The organism is Cryobacterium sp. Y29 (assembly GCF_002929825.1).
Lineage (GTDB): Bacteria > Actinomycetota > Actinomycetes > Actinomycetales > Microbacteriaceae > Cryobacterium.
This window is the reverse complement of record NZ_PJJN01000022.1, coordinates 18663-44891: the sequence shown is the minus strand read 5'-3', so window position 1 is coordinate 44891 and position 26229 is coordinate 18663. Positions and strand designations below refer to the sequence as shown.

Sequence of the window (26229 nt, the reverse complement as noted above, 5' to 3'; positions counted from 1 at the left end):
GTAGTTCAGACCGTTCCACACGACCTTCTTCTGCAGCTCCACGTCAATGGCCATGAAGAATGCCTTGCGAACATTGATGTCCTGGAACTGTGGTTTGTCGGCGTCAACCTGCAAAAGCGTATTGGCTGTCTGCTGTGCCCTGTGGGTTACGACAAGTACGCCTGACGCCTAGTTGGGGTCCACCCCAAGTGGACGCGCAACCGTGGACAGCGCACGTAAAGCAGTCCTGAAATAGCTCACGCTCTCCGTCGCGCTACTCGTTCTTCAATCACTTCAGGCTCGACGGTCGCGCGTCCATAAATCACCTCATTGAGCGTGTGTCCGTTCACAAGGTCGTAGATCGAGAGCCTATCTAGCGTCACAAGGTCGTCCGCCGCGGTTGCGTCCTTCATCGCGTCGTACAACGCTCATTGTTTCCATCTCGGCGCTCCCGGCCCGCCAAGACCCCGTCTGGGTTACCGTTGCCAAACATTCGCTCTGCTGAGGGGGTCGTTCACCGCTTACTTCCGGTCCCGCCCCCCCCCGGAGGGCGGAGTGGCGGGCGCAGTCCAGGGAAGCACATCTGCCCACGGCGTACCAAGGGTCGCGCGAGACCGATGAAAGTGCATGTCTTCGTCGAGCACAAGACGCAGTCCATCGGCGCAGGCAACATCGTAGCCACCTGGAGCTAGCTTCGGTGCGTCCTGGATCCCACCGCGTTCGCGGTACAGGTCCATCACAGACCCCGCAGTCGCCGCCACCAAGGTCAGAATTCTAGGGGCCAGCGGCTTTCTTGCCAGCTCCACGCGTACAAGGTCTCGCAGAACGACTCTAAGGACATTAACGCGGGCACCTGTTTTCACCATGCAGGCGACTATGACAGGCGTGTATCCGCCGTCACACTTGAGGACGGCCGGTGGAGATTACGCGATGGCGATACGGCCTGGGTGGGGACACCGGGCGCCCGTCAAATTACCGGAGCCGATTTTCTATTTCAATGAGTACATGTCGCATCTCAGCGGGCATCGTATGAGTCGAGATTTTGGAAGCGAGTTTTCGAGCGCTCACTGTCGGCTTGGACATCAACTGCAACTTTGTATTAAGTCGAGAAATAGCCTGCTTTCCCGAAATCAGACCGATAGTCACGGTCCAAGATAACCGATACCGAAACGGTACTGCCAAGGAACTCTTTCTTCAGCCAGGGGAAGGATTGAACGCTTGGCCATCTTAAGAATCCACCAATTGGAACTTCCGGCGTCGAACATTCACGGCCGCCGTGGCGGAGCTCCGGAGCCGTCATCTAAACTTGTCGGCGCTCACCCCGCACTCACCGCGGCGTCCCTGCCGATTTCGTCGGGCGCGAGCGTTTTGTCGGTGCAGCGGATGCTCGCACATGCCTCCGCAGCCATGACTTCGAATGTTTCCAGCGACCTCTTCGAAGAAGATTTATACGCCGCTGCAGACACCCTCAATAACCGAGCACTTCAAACAGATGTGGCCAAATGTGGCAAATTCGGACAAACATACCGCTAACACGGCTTCGGAAACTGATTCCGACCGAGAGTTTCAGTGGAGCCGCCTGTCAGAATCGAACTGACGACCTTCTCATTACGAGTGAGATGCTCTACCAACTGAGCTAAGGCGGCGTTACCAGAACGCCCCATAAGGCACTCGGTGACACAGCAGCCAAGCCTAGTCGTTTCTGCAGGTGATTCTGTACACGTCGGGGAATGACGCATCCACGTGGTCCGACAGCGGGCTCACTCCAGCGCCCGCAGACCAGCACTGCCAAGCATGACGGATGGCGGCCACGGGGCTAACACCAGGGCGCGCTAATGCCGCTCGGCCTGATCCTGGGCGAGAGCCGGCGAATCCGCCGTACAGCGTCGCTCGCTGGTCTGCTGTACGCGGTCTTTGACGTCGCGCAGAGTAGCCGTTCGCATGCGAAGAGGTAGACGTTTTCCTTCATGACCGAGCGGCGCTGCTGAGGATCTCCCGGTCTGCGCCCGTGCACTGCAAACGCGGGGAGAGCAACACCGACCGGTCGGCCAGCACGTGGCTGTCGGGGCACTTCAGTTTCGATCGACATGCTTCAGTTATTTCACAGCACGCAAATCTGCTCGGGTCAGCACTGCGGGTCGGACGCCGGCACGATGCCGTCGACAAGATAGGAGTCAACGGCATCGTTCACGCAGGAATTCGACTTGTTGTAGGCGGTGTGCCCCTCCCCCGTATAGGTCACCAGGCTGCCACTGTCGAGCTGTTCGGCCAGCTGCTGCGCCCAGACGTACGGGGTTGCCGGATCGTTGGTGGTGCCGACAACCAGAATGGGTGCCGCCCCGGACGCGTGAATCTCGGTGCGTTCGCCGGTGAACTTATAGGGCCAATCGGCGCAGCCGATGTCGCCGAAGCTCATGAACGGGCCGATCACCGGGGCCGCGGCTTCGAGTTCGGCGGCCTGGGCGCGCATCACGGTCGGGTCGGCGTTGTACGGATAGTCGATGCAGTTGATGGCCATGAACGATTCGGTCGAGTTGTCGGTGTACTTGCCGTCGGCGTCGCGGCCGTTGTAGGCATCCGCGAATTGAAACGCGGCCTCGGCGCTGCCGTGCAGCACGGTATCCAACATGGTGCTCAGTTGTGGCCACGCTGTGGCCTGGTAGAGCGGGTAGATGATCGCCGTGAGGAGCGCGTTTCCGCCGAGTTGACGGCCGTCCTTGGCGGTGATGGGGCTCGCGTCCACCGAATTCAGCAATGCGCCGATCGTCGTCATCGCGCTGTCTACGCTTCCTCGGAAGGGGCAGTCTTTGCCCGCGAGACAGTCAGTGAGGTAGGCACGCAGGGCATTTTCGAAACCCACCGCCTGGGTCTTGGTCACCTCGAAATTGCTGGTCGACGGGTCGACGGCCCCGTCAAGCACGAGACGGCCGACCTTCTCGGGAAAGAGTTCGGCATAGGTGGCGCCGAGAAAGGTGCCATAGGAATAACCGAGATAGTTCAGGTGGGTATCGCCAAGCACCGCGCGCAGCAGGTCCAGGTCGCGGGCGGCGCTCTTCGTGTCGACCGTTCCGAGCAGCGGCCCGGTCTGCTGGGCACATGCCGCCGCGAAGGCGTCGGAGGAGGCCGTGAGCTCGGCAATCCAGGCATCCGTGCCGCGCTCTGCGGTCGTCAAGCCGTAGACATACTCATCCATCGCCGCGGAGTCATAACAGGAGACCGCCGAGGAGCGCCCGACGCCGCGGGGGTCGAAACCCACGATGTCAAAGCTCGCCTGCAGGGTGGCGTCGGTCGCATAGTCGAGAGAATCCTTGACGAAGTCATATCCGGAACCACCGGGCCCGCCCGGATTCACCAACAGCGAGCCGATCCGCTCGTTGCCGGTGGCGACGTGACGTACCAGGGCGAGCGATATATCCCCGGCGGCCGGGTCGGTGTAGTCGAGCGGCGCAGTGGCCTCGGTGCACTGCAGGTTCTCGCCACAGTTCTTCCACTGCAACACCTGGCTGTAGAACGGATCGAGGTTGTCCGTTACCTGCTCGCCGGTGGGGGTGGATTTGGTGGGTGCGGAATTTGTCGCGAAGAGGGTGGTGCATCCGCTGAGAACGAGTGTGAGGGCCAGGGCTGCGGCCGCGATGCTGGTAGCGCGATTGCGTCGGTTCAACGTGTTCCTCTTTCATAGCGTGAAGCGGATGCTGCGGTTCAGGCTACCGAAAGCGGCTGGGAGTGACTGCGGGTGAGGTCACTGCGGGTGAGGTCACTGCGGGCGACGGATCGCCGAGACGAGCATTGCCTCGAGGGCGAGGGCCGGGGCGACGTTGGATTGAATACGCTGGCGTGCCACAGCAATCGCGTCCATCGTGGCGACCGTAGCTGCTGGAGCGCTGGCCACACTCGCCGTACGCAGCTCGGCGAGCAACTCACGGTTGATCACCGCTTGTTCCCGGCCCAGCTGCACCATACAGATGTCCCGGTACAACGAAGCAAGGTCAACCAGAATGCGGTCGATGCCGTCATGCAGGCTGCGTTTCGCCCGCCGCTTCTGGTCGTCTTCGAGATCCTTGATCTGGCCGCGCAGCCCCGGCGGTACGGACTGCCCCGTTTCAATTCCGAGCGAGCGCAGCATTCCGTCGCGCTCCGCGGCATCCAGCTCGAGGGTGATCGCCTTCGCGTCGTCACCCGCGATCGCGAGCAACCGGGCGGCCGTATTGACGGCCGACGACACCGAGCGGATACCGAGGGCCGCGCGCAGGGTCTCCTCACGTCGTGCCCGCGCATCCGCATTGGTGGCAAGCCGCCGGGCCATGCCGATGTGGCTTTGGGCGAGCCGGGCACTGAGCTCTGCAATGGCCGGGTCGACTCCATTGCGGCGCACGAGCAGGTCGGCGACATCGGCAACACTCGGAACGCGCAGGCGCACGGTGCGCACGCGGGATCGAATAGTGGGAAGTAAGTCTGCCTCGCTCGGCGCGCACAAAATCCACACCGTGCGCTCGGGTGGTTCTTCAAGGGCCTTGAGGAGCACGTTCGATGTGCGCTCCACCATGCGGTCGGCATCTTCGACGACGACGACCCGGTACCGACCGACCGACGGCGAGTACTGTGAGCGGGCGACGGCCTCCTTGACGGTCTTCATCGGGATGATGACGCCCTCAGTACTGAGCACGCTGAGGTCGGGGTGGGTGCGCGCGTCGACCTGGCGGGCCGCCGCAAGGTCGCCGTCGGGGGTACCGGGGCTCAGCAGTGCCGCCGCAAAAGCAAAGGCAAGATTGGAGCGACCGGAACCCGGCGGGCCGGTGATGAGCCAGGCGTGCGTCATGGAAGACGATTCGGCCGTGACGGAACCGGTACCGGACGGTGCCCGCTGGGCCGCTGCCCGAAAGATGGCGATCGCGTCGGCCTGTCCCGTTAGGTTGTCCCACACTGCCATGAGTCAAGGGTAACCCGCCCCGGCGACACCGCCGTCGACGCGCCTCCCCCGCCTTCCGGGCCCGGGCCGGAAGGCGGGCCCATGAACGATGGATCATGGGCCCGATTGCGCAGGGCAGGACCCGGCTTGGACGGTTACAGGAGGGGAGCCAGCCGCGTTCGGATGCGTGCGGCGATGTCAGCGGCGGGGGCTGCGGCATCCAGCACCAAGAACCGGTCGGGTTCGGCGGCCGCCAATTCGAGGAACGCACCGCGCACGCGGGCATGAAAGTCGTTCTTCTCTGCCTCGAGCCGGTCGAAGACTTTGTCGTCGGCATCGAGCCGGGCCCGGGCTGCGCGCGAGTCGAGGTCGAGCAGCACGGTCAGGTCGGGAAGCAGACCTTCGGCCGCCCAGAGCGACAGGTCTCGCACCTCAGTGGCGCCGAGAACTCGCCCGGCCCCCTGGTAGGCAACCGAGGAGTCCAGGTAACGGTCCTGCACGATCACGTCACCGCGGGCGAGGGCCGGACGCAGCTTGGTGCCCACGTGCTGGGCCCGATCTGCTGCGTAGAGCAGCGCCTCAGCGCGCGGGTCCACCTCGCCGCGGTGGTGCAGCACGATCTCGCGAATCCGAGTGCCGAGATCCGTTCCCCCAGGCTCGCGGGTGCGCACGACAGTGCGCCCCCGCTCTTCCAGCCAGTCCGAGAGCAGCTGCGCCTGCGTGGTCTTACCAGAGCCGTCCCCGCCCTCAAGGGTGATGAAGAGACCGGTCACGACGCCTTCGGCGTGATCGTCGTTGTGGCAGCGGATTCAGCGGCCGAACTGGTCGCTTTCCTCACGGCCGGCCGCTTCACGGCCGTTTTCTTGACGGCTGCCTTCTTCACGGCCGGTTTTTTGACCAGGGGCGTGCCGGCCAACGCTGCCTTGGCTGCCGCGTTCGCGGCTCGGGTCGCGGCCGCCTTCTTCGCGGTCGCCGCCTTCGCCGCTGCGGTCGGTGCCTTCTTGACTGCTGGCTTCTTGACAGCGGCTTTCTTGGCCGGTGCCTTCGTGCGCGGCGCGGCCGGGCCTTTGGCCCGCTTGTCGGCGAGCAGCTCAACAGCCCGGTCGAAGTCGATCTCCTCGATGTCCTCCGACTTGGGAATGGTCGCGTTGGTGACCCCATCGGTCACGTACGCGCCGAACCGGCCGTCCTTGATCTTGATCGCCTTGCCGCTTTCGGGGTCGGGTGCTTCGAATTCCTTCAGCGCACTCGACGCCCGGCGGGCACCGTACTTCGGCTGCGCGTAAAGCTCGATCGCGCCCGGCAGGTCGATGTCAAAAATCTGGTCTTCGCTCGTGAGCGACCGGGTATCGATGCCCTTCTTCAGGTACGGCCCGAATTTGCCGTTCTGGGCCATAATCTCGGCGCCGGTCTCCGGGTCGAGCCCGACCATGCGCGGCAGGGCGAGTAGACGCAGCGCCGTTTCGAGGTCGACGGTGGCCAAGTCCATGGATTTGAAAATGGATGCTGTACGCGGCTTGTCAGCTAAGGCCACCTTTTTCGCGGCCGGCTTGCGCTTAGGCTTCGCGACGCTGACCTCGCCGGTGGCGGGGTCGATCGTTTCGACGGGGGCAGCCACAACCACTGGGACATCGGGTTCTGCTGCTGCCGGCGCGAGCTCTGTGACGTACGGCCCGAATCGGCCGTCTTTCGCGACGATTTCCTTTCCGTTTTCGGGGTTGAGTCCGATCACCCGGTCCGTGACGACGGGGGCGTCGATGAGTTCACGGGCTTTGGTCGCGGTCAGTTCGTCGGGGGCGAGTTCCGGCGGGATATTGACTCGGCGGGGCGGGGCATCCGCTGCCGCGTCGGGGTCGATGACCTCAAGATAGGGACCGTACTTGCCGATACGCAGGGTGATGTCGTTGCTGATGGCGACCGAGTTGATCACGCGCGGGTCGATTTCGCCGAGGTTGTCGATGACCTGGCGGAGGCCCCGGTGTTTGTCGCTGCCGAAGTAGAAGCTGGTGAGCCAATCCAGGCGGTTGGCTTCGCCGCCGGCGATACGGTCGAGGTCGTCCTCCATCTCGGCGGTGAAGTCGTATTCGACCAGATCGCCGAAAAACTCTTCAAGCAGGCGCACGACCGAGAACGCGATCCAGTTGGGAACGAGCGACTGGCCGCGCGGCGTGACGTAGCCGCGCTCGGTGATGGTCGAGATGATCGAGGCGAACGTCGACGGGCGGCCGATGCCGAGCTCTTCGAGCTTCTTCACCAGGCTGGCCTCGGTGTAGCGAGCGGCAGGGGTCGTTTCATGGCCCTTGGCCTCGAGATCGAGCAGGGCCAAGTTCTGGCCCTCTTCGAGCGGCGGCAGCTTGGACTCGGTCGCGTCCGTCGAAGCGTTACGCTCCTCGTCCTTCGACTCCTCGTAGGCGAGCATGAAGCCGCGAAAGGTGATGACGGTTCCACTGGCCGAGAATTCGGCGAGCGCGCCGGACGCCGAGGCATGCTCCGCGGTTCCGGTCGGGCCGGCCGCGATAGTCACGGAAGCGGTCGAGCCGGTGGCGTCCTTCATCTGCGAAGCGACGGTGCGCTTCCAGATCAGGTCATACAGCTTGAAGTCATTGCCACGCAGACTCGACGCGAGCGACGCCGGGGTGCGAAAAGTGTCGCCGGACGGGCGAATGGCCTCGTGCGCCTCTTGAGCGTTCTTACTTTTACCTTTGTAGGCGCGGGGGGCCTCCGGAACCGTCTCGGCGCCGTAGAGCGTCGCGGCCTGGGTGCGGGCGGCGGTGAGAGCCTGTTGCCCGAGTGATGGCGAGTCGGTACGCATGTAGGTGATATACCCGTTTTCGTACAGCGACTGGGCAACGCTCATGGTCTGGCGGGCGGTGAAGCGCAGCTTGCGCGCCGCTTCCTGCTGCAGGGTCGACGTCGTGAACGGTGCGGCGGGGCTGCGACGATATGGCTTGGAGGTGACCTTGGTCACCTCCAGCTTGACACCGGGGCTTTTCAGAGCGATCGTCAGGGCCTGTGCGGCGGAGGCGTCGAGGGTGACAGCCTTCACGCTGGGCTTCAGCGCACCGGAGTCGTCGAAGTCGCCACCGGTAGCAATTCGCTCACCGTTCAGTCGCACGAGCTTCGCATCGAACGCCTGGTCAGCCTGCGAAGCGGATGCCGCCAGTCGCGCGAGCAGATCCCAGTAGCCAGCGGAGACGAACGCGAGGCGCTCCTTCTCCCGGTCGACGACGAGGCGGGTCGCGGCGCTCTGCACGCGTCCGGCGGACAGTCCGGGGCCGACCTTGCGCCACAGCACTGGGGAAATCTCGTAGCCGTAGATGCGGTCGAGGATACGGCGGGTCTCCTGCGCGTCGACGAGGGCGGTGTCGAGGTCGCGGGTGTTGTCTTTAGCGGCGAGGATGGCGTCTTTGGTGATCTCGTGGAAAACCATGCGCTTGACCGGAACCTTGGGCTGCAGCACCTGCAGCAGGTGCCAGGCAATGGCCTCGCCCTCGCGGTCCTCATCAGTTGCGAGCAAGAGTTCGTTCGCATTCTTGAGGGCCCGTTTGAGCTCACTGACGGTCTTCTTCTTGGCGTCGGAGACCACATAGTACGGTTCAAAGCCGTTCTCCACGTCGACCGAGAAGCGGCCGAGGGCACCTTTCTTGAGCTCAGGCGGCAGGTTTTTCGGCTCGATCAAATCGCGAATGTGACCGACCGAAGACAACACTTCGTAGCCGTCGCCGAGATACGCGGCGATCGACTTCATCTTGGTCGGTGATTCAACAATGACCAGCTTCTTAGTGCCTGGCACCAGACTCCTCTTTATACGTAGTGACCACATGATGGGCCAAGGCACACCATACACACCGGAATGGAGTGCCTGCCTAATCGACGGGCGCGTCTCGGCGCGTCACGCTCGCTCACACGGCACTCCCAGCCACCGCCCAGTTCGCTTTGAGCGAGGTGCGGAGCGACTCCAGACCCTTGCCGTTTGCCTGCCCCAGTGCAGAATAGTCCTATGGGTACAATGACGGCCACATACACCGCGAAGTTGACGGATGGCCCCCTTCAGGGCAAAACAATTACAACAACCTTCCTCGACTCGGGCGATCCTCGGCCCCGCATCGAGATTCCTGCCGACGCCGGCAAACGCTATCTCTACGCGCGCGGCGCCGGCCTGGAGTTCGAGGATTCCGATTCCCCCGGTCGCCCGAGCGCGGTCGAGTACCACTATCTCGAAGTTCTCCTCTCCTAATTCGTCCCGGCGTGGCGCACCGGGCGTCCCATCAGGGCGGCGGCCCGGCCCGGGCACTCGCGACGATATCTATGCCCTGCACCCGCCGCCCCACCGAAACGGATGCGATCAGCCCCGTCACCGTGCAGCGCGTGACGGCAGTCCCATTTAGCGACGCTACTGCCTGCGCGGCCTCGCACGGGTAGCCCGCGATCGCGCCGGAAGCGGTGTCGGCGGCGGCGAGCGCGGCGGCATCGGCCGCACTCGCGACGGACCGGCCGACCGTGAGCAGTCCGAGGACCAAGACGACGAACGTCGTCAGTAACACGGTGGCAGCGAGCACCGCGAGGGCGAGGATCGACCCCGCTCCCCGCTCGGCCCCCTTCCCGGCGGCGCCTGGCGCATTCGCCGTATCGTCGCGCGCGCTCATTGGCCGCCGGCCAGGGCACACGAGTGTGCCTCGAGGGTCAGCCCGGTAAAAATCCCCGGCAGGCCGTGCGCGGTAACTCGAGCACAGACGAAATCGCCGCGACGCTGCGAAGCCAGGCTGGCCCCCGGCACGCTTTGGAGGACGAGGCCAGTGGCGCGCGCTGCCGTGTCGCCACGGGCCAGCGCACGAGCAGCGCTGGCAGCGGCATCCGTCAGCCGCACGTGCACGCCGACCACTTGCACAGCACCAAGGCAGCAGGCCAGAACGAGCACGACCGCCGGCAGCGCCGTGGCGAATTCGGCGGTCGTGCTGCCCCTACTACTGGCGCTACCCAATACTGAGGGCACGTCGCACCAGATCGGTGAGCATCCCCCGCACCTCGTCGCTGCGTAAAATGACGATGAGTAGCCCGGCGAATCCGACCGCGGCCATCGTGGCGACAACGTATTCAGCCGTCGCGGCGCCAGCTTCGTCGGCCAGGGTTTTCAGGGTGGTCTTTGTATACACAGACTCGTCTCCTTCGGCGTCCATCGACGCGGGTTGGGCGGCACGAGCACGCTCACTCTGCTCTCATCCTTCAGCGCACGCCTCGGTATCCGCTTATTTGTGGAGAGTTTCAGAATGTCGTCAGGGTGGAGGAGAGCACGCTGAGCAGCAACGGCACCACGCCCACCAGCATGAACGCGGGCAGCACACAGAGGCCGAGGGGCAGCATGAGCGTCACCGAAAGAGTTGCGGCTCGTCGTTGTCCCGCGCTGCGGGCATCGCGGCGCAGCTGTTCGGCCTCGCTGCGCAGCAGCTCTGCTGCGGGAACTCCCGCACGCGTCGACAGGCCCAGTATCCGGTCGATGGAACCACCATCAGTGCCGGGGGCAATGCCGTATCGCTCGGCAGCCGCCTGCACTAACGCCCGCGAACGGTCGATCGACCCGCCACCGGACATGGCAATGGCCATAAGTTCCAGTCGTAGCCCCGGCGTCAGGTCGGGTGGGCCCGCCCGGCGCACCAGCGCGCGATTCCAGCCTGCTGCGGCGAGCATCAGGAGAGCGCCGCCACCGAGACAGACCAGCCCCGGCACGGTCAAAAACAGGGTGTGCAGGGAATCGAAACCCATCAGACTGCCGAAGACGACGCCGATCACCGGTAGCACCATCACCAGTCGTGCCGTGGCCCGCGGCGCAGCCAGCGCCACGTCCAGATCGCGCTGCACCTGGGCGAGTTCGCGCAGCGACCCAGCGAGCTCACGCAGGCACCCGGCCAGCGGCGCACCAGCCTGCGTGGCCACCTGCCAGGCCGCGGCGAGTCCGAGCCAGGCGCTCTCGGCCTGGCCCACCGCGTCGCCATGTCCCCGCGCAGGCCGCCCAGCGGATGCCCGCGCGTCGACGATCCTCGACGGAATCTCCCGGCGTTGCCGGCGTGCCTGGCCGGCGATCGCATCGGCCACGCTGTCGCCCCGCGCCGCGGCGCGCGCTGCAGCACGCAGGATAGGCGCGGCGGCCGTGCCCGCGTGCTTCGAATCGGCCGCTGGGGGCGTGATCGGTCCGGCAACCGGAGCCACCGCCGCATCCGCCGCGGGCAAGGACCCCTGCTTTCCTCTAACCTCCCGACGAACTGAACTCACCCGCCTACCCAGCTCCGGCGGCAAGCCGACACTCTGCTGATCGGCACGAGGCGCTCCGGCCGCAGCCGCGTCGTGCGCCGGTAACAGATAACCCCAGGCCGACACCGGGGAAACACCGGCCGACAGCAGCACGGCCAGCCGTTGCGTGACCGCCGCGACCTCCTCGATCGGCGGTACCGTATCAGCCCGGCGCATCGTCGCCCGTTCCCCGAATCGTGGCTGATCCATCTCGGGGCATCAGGTGGCTTCGATCGAGAGACGGTCACGGCCGTCGAGGGCGAATCGGCCGACCGAGTCAAGCCTGCGCACCCCGTCGGTGCGTTCCAGGTGCAGCACCAGCCCGATAGCGCTCACCGTCTGCCGCGCAACAGCCGAAGCGCTCATTCCGGCGAGTGAGCCGAGCGCCTCCAGTCGAGCCGGAACGTCTTCGAGCGAATTCGCGTGCAGCGTGCCCGCTCCCCCGTCGTGCCCAGTGTTGAGCGCGGCGAGCAGCTCGCGAATCTCCGCCCCGCGGCACTCGCCGAGCACGAGCCGATCCGGACGCATGCGCAGTGCCTCCCGCAGCAGCGCCTCCAGGCCGATACGCCCCGCCCCCTCCAGATTGGCCTGCCTGGCCTCGAGGGCCACAACATGCGGATGCCGAATGCGCAGCTCCGCCACGTCTTCGATCGCCACGATGCGCTCGTCGGCTGGCGCTTCGCCCAACAAGGCCGCCAGCAGCGTAGTCTTTCCAGTCCCTGCGGCACCGGTGATAAGCAGGTTTTGGCGGCCGTGCACCGCAGCACGCAGCCGATTCAGCTGGGCAGCACACTCCTCGCCCACGCCAAACAGGCCGGCGTCAGCGAGTGCACCGAGGCTGCGGTCGGCAGCGTGCGGCAGCCGGATTGACAGCAGTGTTCCCGTGCTCGATACCGGCGGAAGCACGGCGTGTACCCGAATCCCATCGGCCAACCGTACGTCGACGCATGGACTCGCCTCATCGATGTGTCGTTCACCAAGTGCGATCAGGCGCACAGCCAGCTCACGTACCTCGGCCTCGCCGAGGTGCCAGGCCGGCACGAAGGCGAGACCGTGTCCGGCGTCGATCCAGAGCCCGGAATCCCCGTTGACAAACAAGTCCGTGGTGTTCGGGGCTGAGGCATAGTCAGCCAGCGGACCCAGCGCGCGCACGTTCAGGCGCTCACTGCCGACCCCTGCCAAGCCTGCTGCCGGGACTGCTGCCGGGACTGCTGCCGGGACTACTGTCGCCGTGCCGACCTGCGGTATGGTGCCAACGGCATCCGTTGTCGCCGTGCGATGCCGAGCGGAATTCGCTGGAGGCCGTGTAACGATCGAACGTGAAGTGTCCGACCGCACAGCCCAGGGATCGCCCGCGGCGGTCGAGGACGGCACGGCAGAAGCTGGTACGGCGTAGGACGGTACGGCAACGAAAGGCTGGCCCATCCCTCGACGGTAGGGCGAGCCAGCCCGGTGACAGTCTCCTCAGCCCAATCCGTGGACAGCCGATTGGCTGACGCATCTGGGGAGGAGCCACACCAGAATGAGTCCTCGAGCACGAGCTGGGTTGCTCAATCGCCGAAATAAGAGGGGCGGCACCTATTGGGGGGAACAGGTGCCGCCTAGCACCACGTAGATTGGGGGGAACCGTACGCGATGCCGGTCAAAACTTTCGTTCAGACGTGTTTAGTTTACGCAGACGTGCCCAGATTGCAAGTCCAATGTCCTCATTTATGAGGACACTCGGTCGGGGGGTGCAAAATCACCCTAAGACGGGGGTTCATTTCTCAGTATTTCGTTTGTGTATACAGAGATTGACCGGAAACCGGTAGGGTTCAGTTGAGCTGGCACTGTCCCGCATGCACGTACCGCAAAGGAGCGAATTACACATATGACGGTTAAAATTGACACCCTCCTGCACGAATCGCGTCGATTCGCGCCCACTGCCGAGTTCGCCGCACAGACGACAGCGACACACGACCTATACAGGGTCTCGCAGAAGGACCCGGCCACTTTTTGGGCTGATCAGGCCCGTAATCTGTTGCACTGGCACAAGCCATTCACCAAGATCCTCGACTGGACCAATCCGCCATTTGCGAAGTGGTTCGAAGACGGCGCACTCAACGTCGCGTACAACTGCCTCGATCGTCACGTTCTCGCCGGCAACGGCGACCGTGTTGCGCTGTATTTCGAGGGCGAGCCCGGTGATTCTCGCAGCTATACCTACTCCGAATTGACTACCGAGGTCAAAAAAGCTGCCAATGTGCTGATCGGGCTCGGCGTCACCGCCGGCGACCGTGTGGCCGTTTACCTGCCGATGATCCCCGAGGCCGTCATCTCCATGCTCGCCGTCGCCCGCATCGGCGCCGTGCACTCGGTCATTTTCGGCGGGTTCAGCGCTGAAAGCCTGCGTTCCCGCATCGATGACGCCAATGCCGTGCTCGTCATCACGGCCGATGGCGGCTACCGCAAGGGCAAGATCAGCGCCCTCAAGCCGGCCGTCGACGCCGCCCTGCAGACCAACGACTCCTCGGTGAAGAACGTGCTTGTAGTCAAGCGCACCGGCCAGGACGTGCAGTGGAACGACCGCGACATCTGGTGGTCCGATGCCATGGAAACAGCCTCTCCCGAGCATGAGGCGGAGGCTTTCCCCGCCGAGAACCCGCTGTTCATTCTGTATACATCGGGCACGACCGGCGCACCCAAGGGCATCCTGCATACCAGCGGCGGCTACCTGACCCAGAATGCGTTCACCCACCAGAACGTGTTCGACCTCAAGCCCGAAACAGATGTCTACTGGTGCACCGCCGACGTCGGCTGGATCACCGGGCACAGCTACGTGGTGTACGGCCCCCTCGCCAATGGCGCGACCCAGGTGCTCTATGAAGGCACCCCCGATTCTCCGCACACCGGTCGCTGGTGGGAAATCATCGAGAAGTACAAGGTCTCGATTCTGTATACAGCGCCGACCGCCATTCGTACGTTCATGAAGCTGGGACGCCAGATTCCGCAGAAGTTCGACCTGTCGAGCCTGCGTGTGCTCGGCTCGGTGGGCGAGCCGATCAACCCCGAAGCGTGGATGTGGTACCGCGAAGTCATCGGCAGCAGCCTGACTCCGATTGTCGACACCTGGTGGCAGACCGAGACCGGATCGATCATGGTTTCGGCCCTCGCGGGGCTCACCGAGACAAAGCCGGGCGCGGCGCAGGTGCCGGTGCCGGGAATCACGATCGACGTACTCGACGACGACGGCGTGCACGTTGGCCATGGAAACGGCGGGCTCCTCGTGGTCACGCAGCCATGGCCGGCGATGCTGCGCGGCATCTGGGGCGACCCGGAGCGCTTCAAGGAGACTTACTGGGACAAGTTTGAGGGCACCATCGGCGCCAAGGACGGCCCACTGTACTTCGCCGGCGACGGCGCTCGACTCGACCACGACGGTGATATCTGGTTGCTGGGCCGCGTCGACGACGTGATGAACATTTCGGGACACCGCCTCTCCACCGCCGAAATCGAGTCATCCCTCGTGGCGCATTCGCTCACGGCTGAAGCCGCCGTAGTCGGTGCCGCCGACGAGACCACCGGTCAGGCGGTCGTCGCGTTCGTGGTGATCAAGTTCAGCCAGGCCGAGATCGCATCGCACGAGGACATCGTCAGCATTCTGCGAGCCCACGTCGCCCAGCAGATCGGAGCGATTGCCCGCCCGCGTGACATCTACATCGTCGACGAGCTGCCGAAGACCCGTTCCGGCAAGATCATGCGCCGCCTGTTGCGCGACGCTGCTGAGGGCCGCGACGTCGGCGACGTGACGACCCTCGCCGACACCATGGTGATGAACACCATCACCGCGCAAATGAAAAAGTAGTCGCCCCTACCTGCACAACCAACGACGGCCGCCTTCCATTCGCACAAGGCGGCCGTCATGCTTGCCCCCGAGACCGTAACTCCTGCAATTCCCAGCTACAGTTCGCCAGTTCCCCGATTTCGCAGGGGATGTTGTGAGCGGCACACTCACTTTGCAGGAGTTATGCGCGTTCCCGCCCGGAAACCAGCAAGGGGTCCTACTGTGTGGGCATGACCGAAGCAGCGGCACCCGTGCGCGGTCGCCTGGGCCGCCTCGATGCGCTGCGGGGGGTGGCCGCCCTCGTCGTTCTGGCGCACCATGTGTCCATGACGGTGCCGGAGATCGCTGCAGCCTACGAGTCGAGCGTCGGCGTCATGCTCTTTTCCGCGGGGTGGTGGGCCACGCTGTCCCCACTGAAGGTTCTGCTCGCCGGGCCCGAGTTCGTACTGGTGTTCTTTGTGCTGAGCGGCTTCGTGCTCGTGCGTTCCCCGCTGGCCGCCCGCGAGTCCGGCCCACGCTACGATTGGGGCGCCTATTACGTGCGCCGCGTCATCCGTTTGACCGTCCCCGTCGTGGTGTCGGTGGGCCTAGCGGTCGTCTGGATTGTTTTGGTGCCGCGCACGGTCGGCGCGGCTGGCGGGCCCTGGCTGGCGCGGCAGGACACACCAGACCTGGGCCTCGGCAACCTGCTGCGGGAAGGCAGCATAATAGGCGAAACCCGGCGGCCCGACATCAATCCGCCGCTGTGGTCCTTGGTCTGGGAAATGTGGTTCTCCCTGCTGCTTCCGGTGTTCGCAGCCCTCGCAGCGTTCACCCGCAAACCGGTCAGTAGCCCGATTCGCCGCATGCTGCTCTGGGCCGCTGTGCTGTGTGCTCTGGCCAGCATCGGCTACGTCACGACGACCCAGCCGCTCATGTATCTGCCGCCGTTCGCTCTCGGCGCCCTTCTGGCGGCCAACTATGACGAACTGCACGGCTGCAGCGACCGCCTGGTCGAGAGCGCCAATGGACGGGTACTCGGGTGGGCGCTGACCGCGCTCGGCCCGTCTCTGCTCGTGGCCTACTGGATGCTGCGCCCGCTGACCAGCGGAGTGTGGAGCGACGCCACTCTTTCGCTGCGGGTGGCCGGGGCGTTTATGATCGTGGCATCGGTGGCTTTCTGGCCCGCCTCGGTGTCGGAGCGCGGCCGGGTTCGTGCGCCGCGGACGCGCCGATCACTCGACTGGCTGGGATCCATCAGCTTCAGCCTGTACCTCGTGCACTTTCCCATCGTGGTGGCCTTCGCAGTGCTCGCCGGCCCCGGCCGCTGGTGGCTGGGCGCACTCGTGTCGGTGCCGCTCAGCCTGGTCGTCGCCCAGCTGATGACCCGGTTTGTCGAGCAACCGGCGCAGGTCCATGGCACGCGAGCCGGGGCATCCGTTTCCGAGGGGATGTCCCGGCTCGCGAACCGCCAGTAGGCGCGGGTCAGCTACGCGAACGCAACAATGAGCTCGACCTCGACCGGGGCGTCGAGCGGCAGCACCGCAACGCCGACGGCGGAACGGGCGTGGCGGCCGATATCTCCGAAAATCTCTACAAGCACGTCAGAGGCACCGTTGACGACGGTCGGCTGACCGGTGAACGCAGGGTCGGAGGCAACGAAGCCCGTGACTTTGATCACCTGGGTGATGCGGTCGAGCGAGCCAATCACGCTCTTGATGGCGGCGAGGCCGTTGAGCGCGCAGGTGCGGGCGTACTCCTGGGCGTCAGCGGCCGGAACGAGGCCGTGGCCGTCGCCGACCTTGCCGATGGCTGGCAGCGCGCCAGAGACCATGGGCAGCTGGCCGGCGGTGTAGACGACACCGTTACTGATCACGGCGGGCAGGTACGCGGCGACCGGTGGCACGACGCTTGGAAGGACCAGACCCAGTTCGGCCAGGCGTGCTTCGATATGCGACATAATTATGCGTCTTCCTTGGGGGCGAGCGGGCGTTTGAGGTACGCAACCAGGCCACCTTCGGGGCCGGTTACGACCTGCACGAGCTCCCACCCGTCAGAGCCCCAGTTGTTCAAAATGGCGGCCGTGTTGTGGATCATCAACGGCGTTGTGAGGTATTCCCAGACGGGCATGTGACTCCTATTGAGGCGGGCATTCAGATTTGTCGCTTACGCTCAATTCTATGTCTGCCAAAAATCGAACCGTGAGCGGGGCTCTGGGGGGTTTCCTGGGTTTCGTCGGGATGAGTGCCGTTGCCGGTATTCTCGTGACCGCCGCCGTCGCCCCCGCCGTTGCCCTGTCTGGCATGGCCGCTACGAACACCATCAACGTGTTCGACAGCCTGCCGGAGTACCTTTCCATCGATCGGCTCTCCCAGAAGAGCAACATCTACGCGTCGACCAACGCCGAGGATCCGGTGGGCACGCGCGTGCTCCTGGCCTCGTTTTACGAGCAGAACCGAGTCGATGTCGCGTCCGACGCGATCAGCCAGTTCGCCAAGGATGCCGCGATCGCCGGTGAAGACCCGCGTTTCACGGAGCACGGCGGCGTAGACATCCAGTCCAGCTTCAATGGTGCAGTGCAGACTATGGCCGGCGGTGACACCCGCGGTGGCTCCTCGATCACCCAGCAGTACGTCAAGAACGTGCTCATTCAAAAGTGCGCGGTAATGCCCGACGCCGACGAGGCAGCTGCGTGCTACGACGATGCCACCAAACCCACCGCTGACCGCAAGCTGCGCGAGATGCGACTGGCCATCGGCCTTGAGAAAAAGTACGAAAAAGTAGACATCCTTCGCGGCTACCTGAACATCGCCGGCTACGGCGGATCGGTGTACGGCATCGAAGCCGCCGCAAGCTACTACTTCAACACGACCGCGCTCAACCTGACACTGCCGCAGGCTGCGAGCCTGGTGGCGATTGTGAACAACCCGGTCAAGTTTCAGCTCGATCGACCCGACAGCGAGACCAACGGCGCGGCCAATGGCTATGCCGCCAATAAGGGCCGCCGCGACTACATTCTCAACGAAATGCTCACATACGACAAGATCACCCAGGTCGACTACGACGCCGCCGTCGCAGCGCCGATCGAGCCCGTGATCACCGTGCCGAGCACCGGCTGCCAGACCGCCGGAGGCAGTGCCTACTTCTGTGACTACGTCACCAAGATTCTGAAGTCCGATCCCACCTTCGGAGCGGACGCTGACGCGCGCCTCGCGAACTTCAAGCGCGGCGGGTTCAACGTGTACACCACACTCGACCTCGAACTGCAGAGTGCCGCTGAGACTTCCCTGAACAAGTACGTCCCCAAGACGTATCCCGGCTGGGATGTTGGCGGGGTCGTCTCGAGTGTCAAGGTGGGCACCGGTGAGGTGCTCGCCATGGCGCAAAATAAGGACTACAGCCAGGCGGAGCAGCCCGCCGGCAGCAATTTCACGAGCATCAACTACAACACGGACTTCGCCACGGGTGGTTCCGGTGGTTTTCAGCCCGGTTCAACCTACAAGGTCTTCACGCTGGCCGAGTGGCTCAAGGAGGGGCATGCCCTGACCGAACGGGTTGACTCACGAGTCAAGGCAAACTGGGGAACATTCCAGGACAGCTGCCTCGGGCCGCAGAGTTACGGCACGAAGTTCGCCCCGGGTAACGATGGCGGCGAGGGCGGCCCCAATGAATCGGCGCTGCGCTCGACCACCCGATCGATCAACACCGGTTTCATCGGCATGGCCAAGAAGCTCGACCTATGCGGCATCAGAAAGACCGCGGAGGCCTTCGGCGTGCACGCGGCGGATGGCGGCGATCTCGGCCAGAATGCGTCATCGGTCATCGGCACAAACCTCGTCGCCCCACTCTCCATGGCCGTGGCGTTCGCCGGCATCGCCAACAACGGCATGACCTGCACCCCCATTGTCATTCGCAGCATGATCGGTTCTGACGGAGCCGAGCTGCCGATCCCCAAGTCCACCTGCACGCAGTCAGTCTCACCGGAGGTAGCCGCCGGAATGCAGTACGCCATGGCGACCACGACGACCGGCGGAGGAACAGCCGCCGACTCCGGCCGGCGCACCTCGCCCCGGGAACCGATTATCGGTAAGACCGGAACCACTGACAAGGCCAAAGACACCTGGATGAGCGGCGCCAGCAGCAAGGTTGCCACGGTTGTCGGCGTGGTGAACGTGAGTGGCCCGTACAAGAATCAGCGTTTCACTAAGTTCAACGGCGTCACCGCGTCCCTCGTGCGCCACTTCGTTTGGCCTGATGTCATGAGTGTTGCCAACGCCAAGTACGGTGGAGACGCCTTTCCAGAAGCCTCGTCCAACGTGATCAACGCGGTGGCCGTTCCGGTACCGGACGTGCGCGGCAAGTCGATGGCGGATGCGAAGTCCACTCTCGAGGCGGCCGGGTTCTTCTTTGTCGACGGTGGTGCGACCAGTTCAGAACTGCCGGCCGGAACCGTGGCCAGTACCGATCCGGCCGGAGGGTCGGCGTCCACTCGCGGTGCCACCATCACTGCGCGCTCGAGCGATGGCACGGGCGTCACGATCCCCTCAGTGATCGGCAAGAACGAAGCGGATGCCCGCAGCACTCTGGCCGCCGCCCCCTTCGGTTTCACCGTGGCCAAGACTGAACAGCCAACCACGAACAAGGCGCAGGACGGTAAGGTCATGGCTATCCAGCCGGGCGAGGGAACGGCGAGCCGCCCGGGCGACGCCGTGACCATCGTCATCGGTAAGTACACGGCGCCTGCCCCCGCCCCCGGTCAGGACGATGGCGGCAATAACGGCAATAACGGCAATAGCGGCCAGAACGAATGACCGCACTTCGCCCCCTCGGCGAGGGCGGACGACTCGTCGGCGCGTTGCTCTCGGCGGCGGGCGCGGTCGGCCTGACCGCCTTCGCCTGGGGCGCGCTCGTGGAGCGGAATCGATTCACGCTGCGTGAGGTGAACGTTCCGGTGCTCGCGCCGGGGTCGACATCCATTCGGGTGCTGCACCTCTCCGACCTGCACATGGCTCCGTGGCAGAAGAACAAGCAGGAGTGGGTGCGCAGCCTCGCTTCCCTGAAGCCCGACCTCGTCGTCGATACCGGTGACAACTTAGGTCACGAAGACGGCGTCAGTGGCATCGAGTATGCCCTCGAACCGTTCCGGGGTATTCCCGGCGTTTTCGTCAACGGCTCCAACGATTACGTCGGACCTCAGGTGAAGAACCCGTTCACGTACTTCGGTGGGCCGTCGAGCCGACGCACCGTTCGCCGGGAAGAGCTCGACACCGATGCGCTGCGCCGGGTGTTCGCCGATCTCGGTTGGACAGATATCAACAACGCCGCCGACTCTCTTGACTTGAAAGACACCCACGTGGAGTTCTTCGGCGTCGATGACCCGCATATCGGACGGGACCGGCTCGACTTGATCACGCGTGCGATCGACGACTTGCGGGCGAACGATCCGCTCGGCGATGACATCTGGCCCGACCCTGAAGAAGCCGCGGCCCCGCGGTCCACACTCACCGTCGGGGTCGCTCACGCGCCCTACCAGCGGGTGCTGAACTCTTTTGTGAACCATGGCGCCCAATTGATTCTGGCCGGCCACACCCACGGCGGCCAGGTCTGCGTGCCGGGTTTCGGCGCGCTCGTGACCAACTGCGATATTCCGCGACGCCAGGTCAAGGGCTTGAGCCTGTGGAACCACGGCTTGCGTACGGCATTCCTGAACGTCTCGGCTGGCCTCGGAACCTCCATTTACGCGCCCGTACGCTTCGCCTGCCCGCCCGAGGCGACGCTGCTCACCCTCACCGCCGCCTAACTGCCGACTCAATTCGTCGCGGGAGGGTGTGAGCGCCTATACTGGGTGAGGCCCACGGGCCATCGGGGTATGGCGCAGCTTGGTAGCGCGCGTCGTTCGGGACGACGAGGTCGCAGGTTCAAATCCTGTTACCCCGACCGCAGTAGATACTATTGGCCGAAAGTACAACACGACCCCCCACTCTGATCGAGTGGGGGGTTGTGTTTTATCATCATCCGTCGGCACAGGCGGCTGCACGGCTGCGCCCTGTGGGTCGCACTGGTCTACCTTGTCGCTCTCACTCTGATCGCATTCTGGCCCACGCCCGTCGACCGAAATGTGCACGGGTCGGTCGGGGCTTTCGTGACCTGGCTACACGGGCATGGGATGCCGACTCGGTTTGGTTACGACACCATTGAGTGCACCGCCAACATCGCGCTGTTCATTCCGGTTGGCCTGCTCGTCGTGGTGCTCGCCGGAGCGCGGCGCTGGTGGCTCGGCCCGGTGATCGGCGCCCTGGTCAGCGCTATGATCGAGCTCGGCCAGCTCGTTTTTCTGCCCGAACGTTTCGGCACCGTCAGCGACATCCTAGCCAACAGTCTTGGGGCGGTATTCGGCACGGTTCTGGCGCTGATCGTGCTTCGTCTCACCCTGGGGCCGCGCCCCGCACGCCGCACAATCCAATTTCGATAACTTTCGGATTGGACCTCGTCGATTCTCTCTGCTAACTTTTGCAGCATGGATCGCAGAGGATTTCTCACTTTGTCAACTGCTGGTGCAGCTACACTCGGATTCGGTGCGCTCGGCGCACCCGCCGCGTTCGCTGCCACCGCCCCGAAACTACCGGGAGAGGTGTCGCGCGTCTCGAACGTGCTCACCCAGAAGGGTAGAAAGCTCTACGACAACATCGAAGTGGACATCGGCGGTGATCGGGCCCGCCTGTTCATTCCGCAGACGATCTCGATGAACTCGGCGAGCGCTGTCGGTGCCGTCTGGTTCTACCATGCAGCATCCAGCTCGCACAACGCGCTCAACGGCGGGTACAAGTATCCCGGTGAGCTCGTTGTCGATCAGAACACCATCGCCATCTGCATCAACGCCGGTGGCACCCAGTACACCAACTCCATCGCCACGACGGCGCAGAAGAATGCGTGGACCTACCTGAGCGCGCTCTACACCGTGCGCCGTAATTTTCTGCGCGCCACCTCCTTTGGCGGATCGCTCGGCTGCTACACCTACGGCAAGAAGCTCATCCCGTACATTCGCGGCCTGTACATGGTGAACGGGCTCTACGACAACGAGTGGCTCTACGCCTACGACACCAAGAACCAGGCGCGCGTCGGAGACGCCTACGGCAACGACCCCACCCTGATCAAGGCAACCAACCCCGCACGTATCAGCGCGACCCCGTGGACCAACAGCCGGGTCAAGGTGCTCGTCTCCGATGATGCCCACCCCGATAACGTCGTCGTGCCGAGCAGAAACGGCCTCGCCCTGATCAATAAGATCAAGCCGGTCGCCGCCGATACCCAAGTGATGTACCACACGCTCGGCCACGAGACGCCGGGCTTCGCCCACACCGACATGATCAAAACCTTCGCACAGTGGTCGGTCTGACAGGGAGATACCAGTGGGCACCGAGATCGATCGCACCAGGGTCGACTGGGTCGACGGCGCGAAGGGTATCGCGATTTTGCTCGTCGCCCTGGCGCACGCGGTGCAGTGGACGGTTCTTTCCGGCCTGGCCCCCGACGTGTGGAACAAGATCAACCTCGTCTTTATCGTGTTTCGCATGCCGCTGTTCTTTCTCGCCTCTGGCCTGTTCGCCGCGTCGATCATCACACGTACCTGGCCCACTCTCTGGCGCACCCGACTGAGCCTGCTGGTCTGGGCACTGTTGCTGTGGACAGTCATCCGCTTTGGCTATTTCTCCCTGCTGCCAAACCCCGCAGGCTTTGACGAGACCAACCCGGTCGATCTGCTGCTCGCCCCGTTGCGGCCCAGCAACGGCCTATGGTTTCTTTACGCCCTCGCCCTGTTCTTCATTGCCTCAAAACTCATGCGAAACCACATCGACTGGCGGGTGCAAGTCGGCGTCGCTGCCGTGTTGTCGGTATTGTTCTTCGCTCGCGCTGACACCGGTAATATCGCCTGGAACGGCATCGGCCGATACTACGTATTCTTCCTTCTCGGCTGCTACCTGCGCGAGCGGATCCTGACCTTCGTCAATCGGCCCAGCCAGTTAGGCGCCCTCTGGCTCGGCCTCGGTTTCGGCGCAACCTTCCTGGTATCGGCCGGCGTGATTCTCATCGTCGACGCTCGGGTACCGTTCATTACGGGCACCCTCGTGCTGGTGAGCCTACTGGCCCTCGGCGCCGGCCTCCTCGTGGCCCGGTTTCTGGTGGGGTTCCGAACGTTCGACTGGCTGACCTACGTCGGCCGCAACACCCTGCCGATCTACGTGGTGCACGTTTTGTTTGTCTCGGCCTTGACCAGTCTGCTGCTGCTCGCCCGCGGCCAGACCTGGCTCGACCGCCTCGGCCCGGTGCTGCCCCTGCTCGTCGCCGGTGGCGCGGTGGCCGCCTCCCTGGGTTTCTGGCACCTTGTGCGCGACCGACCGGTGCTGCGCTACGGATTCGCTGTGCCGGCCTGGTTCTCTGGTCGCGCTCCTGCGGGAAACGTAACGGCGAAAGCGGCGGCATCCGTTTCGGCCCAGGCGGCAGAATCCCCAGAGCGGATGCTGCCACGAAACGATTGAGACGAGCCCGCCGGCGACAGCGCGTGCTGGTCGTGCTCACCGGCCTCGCGCTGCTGATCGTAGGGCTTCTGGCCGTCACGACTCGAACCGTCATGTTTCCCCGCGAGGACCCGGCAGGCCCGGCCGACGCCATCGTCGTGCTTGGCGGACTCGGCAGCGCAGCCGTCGTTGCGAAGGCCGTGGACCTCGCCGAATCCGGATACAGCGGCAGGATTTTCATCTCAGACGCGTTCGGCGGTGACACTCGACCGGCACATCTGTGTGCGCGAGCCGTACCGGTTCCTGGCACGACGATCAAAGTGCACTGCTTCGACGCACACCCGACCACGACCCGCGGTGAAGCCGAAGCGATTGCCGCGTTCGCGACCGTCCAAGGATGGAATCGGGTGATCGTGGTCACCTCGAGCTATCACGTGAGCCGAGCTCGGGTGCAGATCAGCCGGTGCTATGCCGGTTCCCTTGCTGTGGTCGGCGCCCGGCAGCCGATGGATCCGCTGAAATGGGCTTACCAGTTCGCCTACCAGAGCGCCGGTTTTGTCAAGGCGTGGATTGCGCCGGCTTGTTGACCTGAAACCCCTCGGCGATTGAGTCGACCCGCTGGCGGTACGTCTCGCCGACCATATCAGCCTCGGCCGGCCACGCGGCAAGCCCCGCGTGGAACGCGGGCCAGTCCTTGATCGGCCGGGCCGGAACGCCGGCCACGATGGTTCCGTCCGGCACGGATGCGGTGACCACCGACCCTGCTCCGACCACGCACCGGTCGCCGATTCGCACACCCGGCAGCACGGTGACACCGGCGCCGATGAAGACGTCGGAGCCTACCCGAATCGGCGCAAACCGGTAGCGGCGGCCGCGCTCATCCCGGTAGAGCCAGCCGGATCCGTCATGGGTGATGAATGTCACACCAGAACTGATCGTCACGCGGTCACCGACCGAGATGAGCCACGGCTCCGACGTGATTATGTCGGAGAGGATGCGGCATCCGGCGCCGATCTGCACGCCCAGGGCGCGCATGGCGTAAACCCGGCCCCGGGTACTGCGCTGAAATCTATAGGTAAGACGGGACAATTTCACCGTAAAACTCCACTTCTTTGGTGGTTCAGGCTTGCAGCGACCCGCTCAAAGTATCGGTTTTCGAGCGGCCGCGCTGGCGCTGAGGAAAATTCACGTGTTATCGTTGCGCCTACTCCACTAGCGCTGCGCAACACCCGATAAACCCCTGCGCTACGACAACCCAAGGCGGCCGATGTTCGATTCCACCCTGCGCCGATTGCGAAGCACGCCGGTCGTCCTGATTGCGCTCGCCGCCCTTCTCGTCATTGTGGCGAGCGTGGTTCTGCCGCGATTCATCACCCCCGTCGGCATCATTCTGATTCCGCTGACATTGCTCGCCTTCGTTGCCACCGCCGCCCTGCTCCTCTTGCCGGTGCATATCCTTCCCGCGGTTGCGCTGGTCACGTTCGCACTGGTCCCAGCCCGCGTCCTACCGCAGGACGGCCCGATCGGCGCCCTGCCGCTGACCACCATGATTATCGTGATCTGGGCATTGCGTCGCCTGCTCCCAACGAAAACGGATGCTCAGCCCGCGACGCCACCCACCCCTTTTCGGTCAGCCACCCGCTACTTCGCTCTGATCTTTCTGGTCTGGACGCTGTTCACCCTCGCGCGTACGCCTGATCTGCAGGCGAGCCTCGGCTGGATGATCAGCTTCAGCGCCGCCGTTCTACTGCCCCTGTGTATTGGCACCAGCACTCGGGAGGCGTACTGGATTCGCCGCACCTGGCTCCTGCTCGGCGCCTGGCTCGGTGCCTACGCCGTCGTCGAAGGCGTGCTGCGCTTCAATCCGATCTGGGGCACCCTGTTCTCGATGCTCGGCCTCACCGACCATCAACACTGGTCGGTGTATCGGGCCGACGCATCATTCGGGCATCCGCTCTTCGCCGCCCTGTTCCTTGCCGTGGCTTGCGCACTAGCCATTGGCATCTGGCTGCAAGAGAGTTCCAAGCCCGCCCTGGCCGCGGCCGTTTTCAGCGGTCTGGGCCTCGTCGCGACCGTCTCGCGCGGCGCCATTCTCGCCGCGGCAATCGCCATCGGCTTTGCGTACACGGTCTCGCTCCTGCTGCGGGGCGAAAAGCGCTGGGGTAAATTCGCCCTGCTCGCCGTGCTCATGGTCGTCGCGGTCGTGGGATTGTTCCAGTTCGATGCGTTCACTGCCCGCAACAACTCGGTCGAAGCCGAACTGTCGTCGCAGGCCCGCGACCTCGGCGTCTGGGTGTCCGTGCAGGCGGCCAACTTCACCGGCTGGATCGGGTCTGGCCCCGGCACCTCGGGCATCACCGGGCGACTGTTCAACGACGTCACCATCGAGAATTCGCTCTTGCAACTGCTTATCAGCCTCGGCCTGCCCGGTGTCGTACTGTTCTTGCTCATGATCGGCTCGGCCGTCGCGCACGCGCTGTCGCGCCGAGCCGTCGGCGCGGCGGCTGCGCTCCTGGCCTACACCGTATGTATTGCCGGCTTCAACGCCATCGACGCCCTGCGCCCGATGCACCTGCTGCTCGGCTGCCTGCTCATCCTGGCCTTGAATCCGACGCGAGCGGATGCCGCTGGCCCGCACGAACCCGGCCGCGCGCCGAGCGCGCGGAGGGTACCCGCGCGCCCCAAACGGGGGTACGCGAGGCTCTAACGCAGGAAAGGCTCGCACGCTACGCTAAACCGAC

General features: G+C 64.4%; 22 protein-coding genes and 2 tRNA genes. 11 read left to right on the top strand and 13 right to left on the bottom strand.

All coding sequences use genetic code 11. From position 1 onward, the window contains the following. Window positions 1–1549 precede the first annotated feature (1549 nt). From CXY74_RS01445 to topA, 5 genes are all read right to left on the bottom strand, one after another. Window positions 1550–1625, bottom strand: a tRNA-Thr gene (locus CXY74_RS01445). A 479-nt stretch (window positions 1626–2104) separates the two neighbouring features. Then, complete coding sequence (locus CXY74_RS01440; RefSeq protein ID WP_104198783.1) at window positions 2105–3640, bottom strand: alpha/beta hydrolase; 1536 nt, start codon at window positions 3638–3640, stop codon at window positions 2105–2107. 93 nt (window positions 3641–3733) lie between these two features. Then, complete coding sequence (locus CXY74_RS01435) at window positions 3734–4906, bottom strand: DNA polymerase III subunit delta' (RefSeq protein WP_104198782.1); 1173 nt, start codon at window positions 4904–4906, stop codon at window positions 3734–3736. A 134-nt stretch (window positions 4907–5040) separates the two neighbouring features. Next, window positions 5041–5658, bottom strand: coding sequence for a dTMP kinase (gene tmk, locus CXY74_RS01430; RefSeq protein WP_233193111.1), 618 nt, complete (start codon window positions 5656–5658; stop codon window positions 5041–5043). After that, on the bottom strand, window positions 5655–8678 hold the full coding sequence (gene topA / locus CXY74_RS01425) for a type I DNA topoisomerase (protein ID WP_104198780.1): 3024 nt from the start codon (window positions 8676–8678) through the stop codon (window positions 5655–5657). The genes tmk and topA overlap by 4 nt, the downstream gene beginning before the upstream one ends. A gap of 207 nt (window positions 8679–8885) precedes the next feature. Here topA and CXY74_RS01420 point away from each other — a divergent pair, with 207 nt between their 5' ends. After that, window positions 8886–9122, top strand: a complete 237-nt coding sequence (locus tag CXY74_RS01420; protein WP_104198779.1) for a hypothetical protein — start codon at window positions 8886–8888, stop codon at window positions 9120–9122. Window positions 9123–9153: 31 nt separating this feature from the next. Here the strand turns inward: CXY74_RS01420 and CXY74_RS01415 are convergent, their stop codons facing one another. The 5 genes from CXY74_RS01415 to CXY74_RS01395 all read right to left on the bottom strand — a co-directional run bounded on the left by CXY74_RS01415 (window position 9154) and on the right by CXY74_RS01395 (window position 12595). Next, a complete protein-coding gene (locus tag CXY74_RS01415; RefSeq protein ID WP_104198778.1) occupies window positions 9154–9531 on the bottom strand; it encodes an Rv3654c family TadE-like protein in 378 nt (125 codons plus the stop codon). Further along, on the bottom strand, window positions 9528–9878 hold the full coding sequence (locus tag CXY74_RS01410; RefSeq protein ID WP_233193109.1) for a TadE family type IV pilus minor pilin: 351 nt from the start codon (window positions 9876–9878) through the stop codon (window positions 9528–9530). Before CXY74_RS01410 ends, CXY74_RS01415 begins: the two co-directional genes overlap by 4 nt. Next, window positions 9859–10062, bottom strand: a complete 204-nt coding sequence (locus tag CXY74_RS01405; RefSeq protein ID WP_104127989.1) for a DUF4244 domain-containing protein — start codon at window positions 10060–10062, stop codon at window positions 9859–9861. The genes CXY74_RS01410 and CXY74_RS01405 overlap by 20 nt, the downstream gene beginning before the upstream one ends. Before the next feature lie 85 nt (window positions 10063–10147). Further along, window positions 10148–11380 carry a type II secretion system F family protein gene (locus CXY74_RS01400; RefSeq protein WP_104198777.1) on the bottom strand — a complete coding sequence of 411 codons (1233 nt, stop codon included), beginning with the start codon at window positions 11378–11380 and terminating at the stop codon, window positions 10148–10150. 9 nt (window positions 11381–11389) lie between these two features. Further along, window positions 11390–12595 carry a TadA family conjugal transfer-associated ATPase gene (locus CXY74_RS01395; RefSeq protein ID WP_104198776.1) on the bottom strand — a complete coding sequence of 402 codons (1206 nt, stop codon included), beginning with the start codon at window positions 12593–12595 and terminating at the stop codon, window positions 11390–11392. 445 nt (window positions 12596–13040) lie between these two features. Here CXY74_RS01395 and acs point away from each other — a divergent pair, with 445 nt between their 5' ends. Together acs and CXY74_RS01385 are read left to right on the top strand one after the other, a co-directional pair. After that, on the top strand, window positions 13041–15014 hold the full coding sequence (gene acs / locus CXY74_RS01390; protein WP_104198775.1) for an acetate--CoA ligase: 1974 nt from the start codon (window positions 13041–13043) through the stop codon (window positions 15012–15014). Window positions 15015–15223: 209 nt separating this feature from the next. Then, the gene (locus CXY74_RS01385; protein WP_104198774.1) at window positions 15224–16450 is read left to right on the top strand and encodes an acyltransferase; all 1227 of its coding nucleotides are present in this window, start codon (window positions 15224–15226) and stop codon (window positions 16448–16450) included. An 11-nt stretch (window positions 16451–16461) separates the two neighbouring features. Here the strand turns inward: CXY74_RS01385 and CXY74_RS01380 are convergent, their stop codons facing one another. Further along, window positions 16462–16932 carry a RidA family protein gene (locus tag CXY74_RS01380; protein WP_104198773.1) on the bottom strand — a complete coding sequence of 157 codons (471 nt, stop codon included), beginning with the start codon at window positions 16930–16932 and terminating at the stop codon, window positions 16462–16464. A 2-nt stretch (window positions 16933–16934) separates the two neighbouring features. Continuing rightward, window positions 16935–17102 carry a hypothetical protein gene (locus CXY74_RS17650; protein WP_166786190.1) on the bottom strand — a complete coding sequence of 56 codons (168 nt, stop codon included), beginning with the start codon at window positions 17100–17102 and terminating at the stop codon, window positions 16935–16937. A 71-nt stretch (window positions 17103–17173) separates the two neighbouring features. Here CXY74_RS17650 and CXY74_RS01375 point away from each other — a divergent pair, with 71 nt between their 5' ends. From CXY74_RS01375 to CXY74_RS01345, 7 genes are all read left to right on the top strand, one after another. Next, window positions 17174–19783 (top strand): transglycosylase domain-containing protein, encoded by a 2610-nt coding sequence (locus CXY74_RS01375; protein WP_233193108.1) that lies wholly within the window; start codon window positions 17174–17176, stop codon window positions 19781–19783. Beyond that, window positions 19780–20772 carry a metallophosphoesterase gene (locus CXY74_RS01370; RefSeq protein WP_104198771.1) on the top strand — a complete coding sequence of 331 codons (993 nt, stop codon included), beginning with the start codon at window positions 19780–19782 and terminating at the stop codon, window positions 20770–20772. The genes CXY74_RS01375 and CXY74_RS01370 overlap by 4 nt, the downstream gene beginning before the upstream one ends. Before the next feature lie 63 nt (window positions 20773–20835). Continuing rightward, a tRNA-Pro gene (locus CXY74_RS01365) sits at window positions 20836–20909 on the top strand. A 61-nt stretch (window positions 20910–20970) separates the two neighbouring features. Then, window positions 20971–21444: a VanZ family protein gene (locus CXY74_RS01360; protein ID WP_104198770.1), complete on the top strand. Its 474-nt coding sequence runs from the start codon at window positions 20971–20973 to the stop codon at window positions 21442–21444. A 69-nt stretch (window positions 21445–21513) separates the two neighbouring features. Beyond that, window positions 21514–22368: a hypothetical protein gene (locus CXY74_RS01355; RefSeq protein ID WP_104198769.1), complete on the top strand. Its 855-nt coding sequence runs from the start codon at window positions 21514–21516 to the stop codon at window positions 22366–22368. Between the two features lie 13 nt (window positions 22369–22381). After that, window positions 22382–23509: an acyltransferase family protein gene (locus CXY74_RS01350; RefSeq protein ID WP_158252268.1), complete on the top strand. Its 1128-nt coding sequence runs from the start codon at window positions 22382–22384 to the stop codon at window positions 23507–23509. Window positions 23510–23532: 23 nt separating this feature from the next. After that, complete coding sequence (locus CXY74_RS01345) at window positions 23533–24075, top strand: YdcF family protein (RefSeq protein WP_104198767.1); 543 nt, start codon at window positions 23533–23535, stop codon at window positions 24073–24075. Here CXY74_RS01345 and CXY74_RS18280 read toward each other — a convergent pair. Beyond that, window positions 24047–24523: a DapH/DapD/GlmU-related protein gene (locus CXY74_RS18280; protein WP_104198766.1), complete on the bottom strand. Its 477-nt coding sequence runs from the start codon at window positions 24521–24523 to the stop codon at window positions 24047–24049. The genes CXY74_RS01345 and CXY74_RS18280 overlap by 29 nt on opposite strands. A gap of 232 nt (window positions 24524–24755) precedes the next feature. Between CXY74_RS18280 and CXY74_RS01335 the strand changes: the two genes are divergently transcribed. Next, window positions 24756–26195 (top strand): hypothetical protein, encoded by a 1440-nt coding sequence (locus CXY74_RS01335; RefSeq protein ID WP_104198765.1) that lies wholly within the window; start codon window positions 24756–24758, stop codon window positions 26193–26195. Window positions 26196–26229: the final 34 nt, after the last annotated feature.

What these genes read in the sequence shown, in the direction of transcription:
- CXY74_RS01435 (WP_104198782.1), bottom strand. Translation starts at nt 4,906, where the DNA reads ATGGCAGTGTGGGACAACCTAACGGGACAGGCCGACGCGATCGCCATC.
- CXY74_RS01420 (WP_104198779.1), top strand. Translation starts at nt 8,886, where the DNA reads ATGGGTACAATGACGGCCACATACACCGCGAAGTTGACGGATGGCCCC.
- CXY74_RS01415 (WP_104198778.1), bottom strand. Translation starts at nt 9,531, where the DNA reads ATGAGCGCGCGCGACGATACGGCGAATGCGCCAGGCGCCGCCGGGAAG.
- CXY74_RS01405 (WP_104127989.1), bottom strand. Translation starts at nt 10,062, where the DNA reads ATGGACGCCGAAGGAGACGAGTCTGTGTATACAAAGACCACCCTGAAA.
- CXY74_RS01400 (WP_104198777.1), bottom strand. Translation starts at nt 11,380, where the DNA reads ATGGATCAGCCACGATTCGGGGAACGGGCGACGATGCGCCGGGCTGAT.
- CXY74_RS01395 (WP_104198776.1), bottom strand. Translation starts at nt 12,595, where the DNA reads ATGGGCCAGCCTTTCGTTGCCGTACCGTCCTACGCCGTACCAGCTTCT.
- acs (WP_104198775.1), top strand. Translation starts at nt 13,041, where the DNA reads ATGACGGTTAAAATTGACACCCTCCTGCACGAATCGCGTCGATTCGCG.
- CXY74_RS01385 (WP_104198774.1), top strand. Translation starts at nt 15,224, where the DNA reads ATGACCGAAGCAGCGGCACCCGTGCGCGGTCGCCTGGGCCGCCTCGAT.
- CXY74_RS01380 (WP_104198773.1), bottom strand. Translation starts at nt 16,932, where the DNA reads ATGTCGCATATCGAAGCACGCCTGGCCGAACTGGGTCTGGTCCTTCCA.
- CXY74_RS17650 (WP_166786190.1), bottom strand. Translation starts at nt 17,102, where the DNA reads ATGCCCGTCTGGGAATACCTCACAACGCCGTTGATGATCCACAACACG.
- CXY74_RS01370 (WP_104198771.1), top strand. Translation starts at nt 19,780, where the DNA reads ATGACCGCACTTCGCCCCCTCGGCGAGGGCGGACGACTCGTCGGCGCG.
- CXY74_RS18280 (WP_104198766.1), bottom strand. Translation starts at nt 24,523, where the DNA reads ATGCGCGCCCTGGGCGTGCAGATCGGCGCCGGATGCCGCATCCTCTCC.
- CXY74_RS01335 (WP_104198765.1), top strand. Translation starts at nt 24,756, where the DNA reads ATGTTCGATTCCACCCTGCGCCGATTGCGAAGCACGCCGGTCGTCCTG.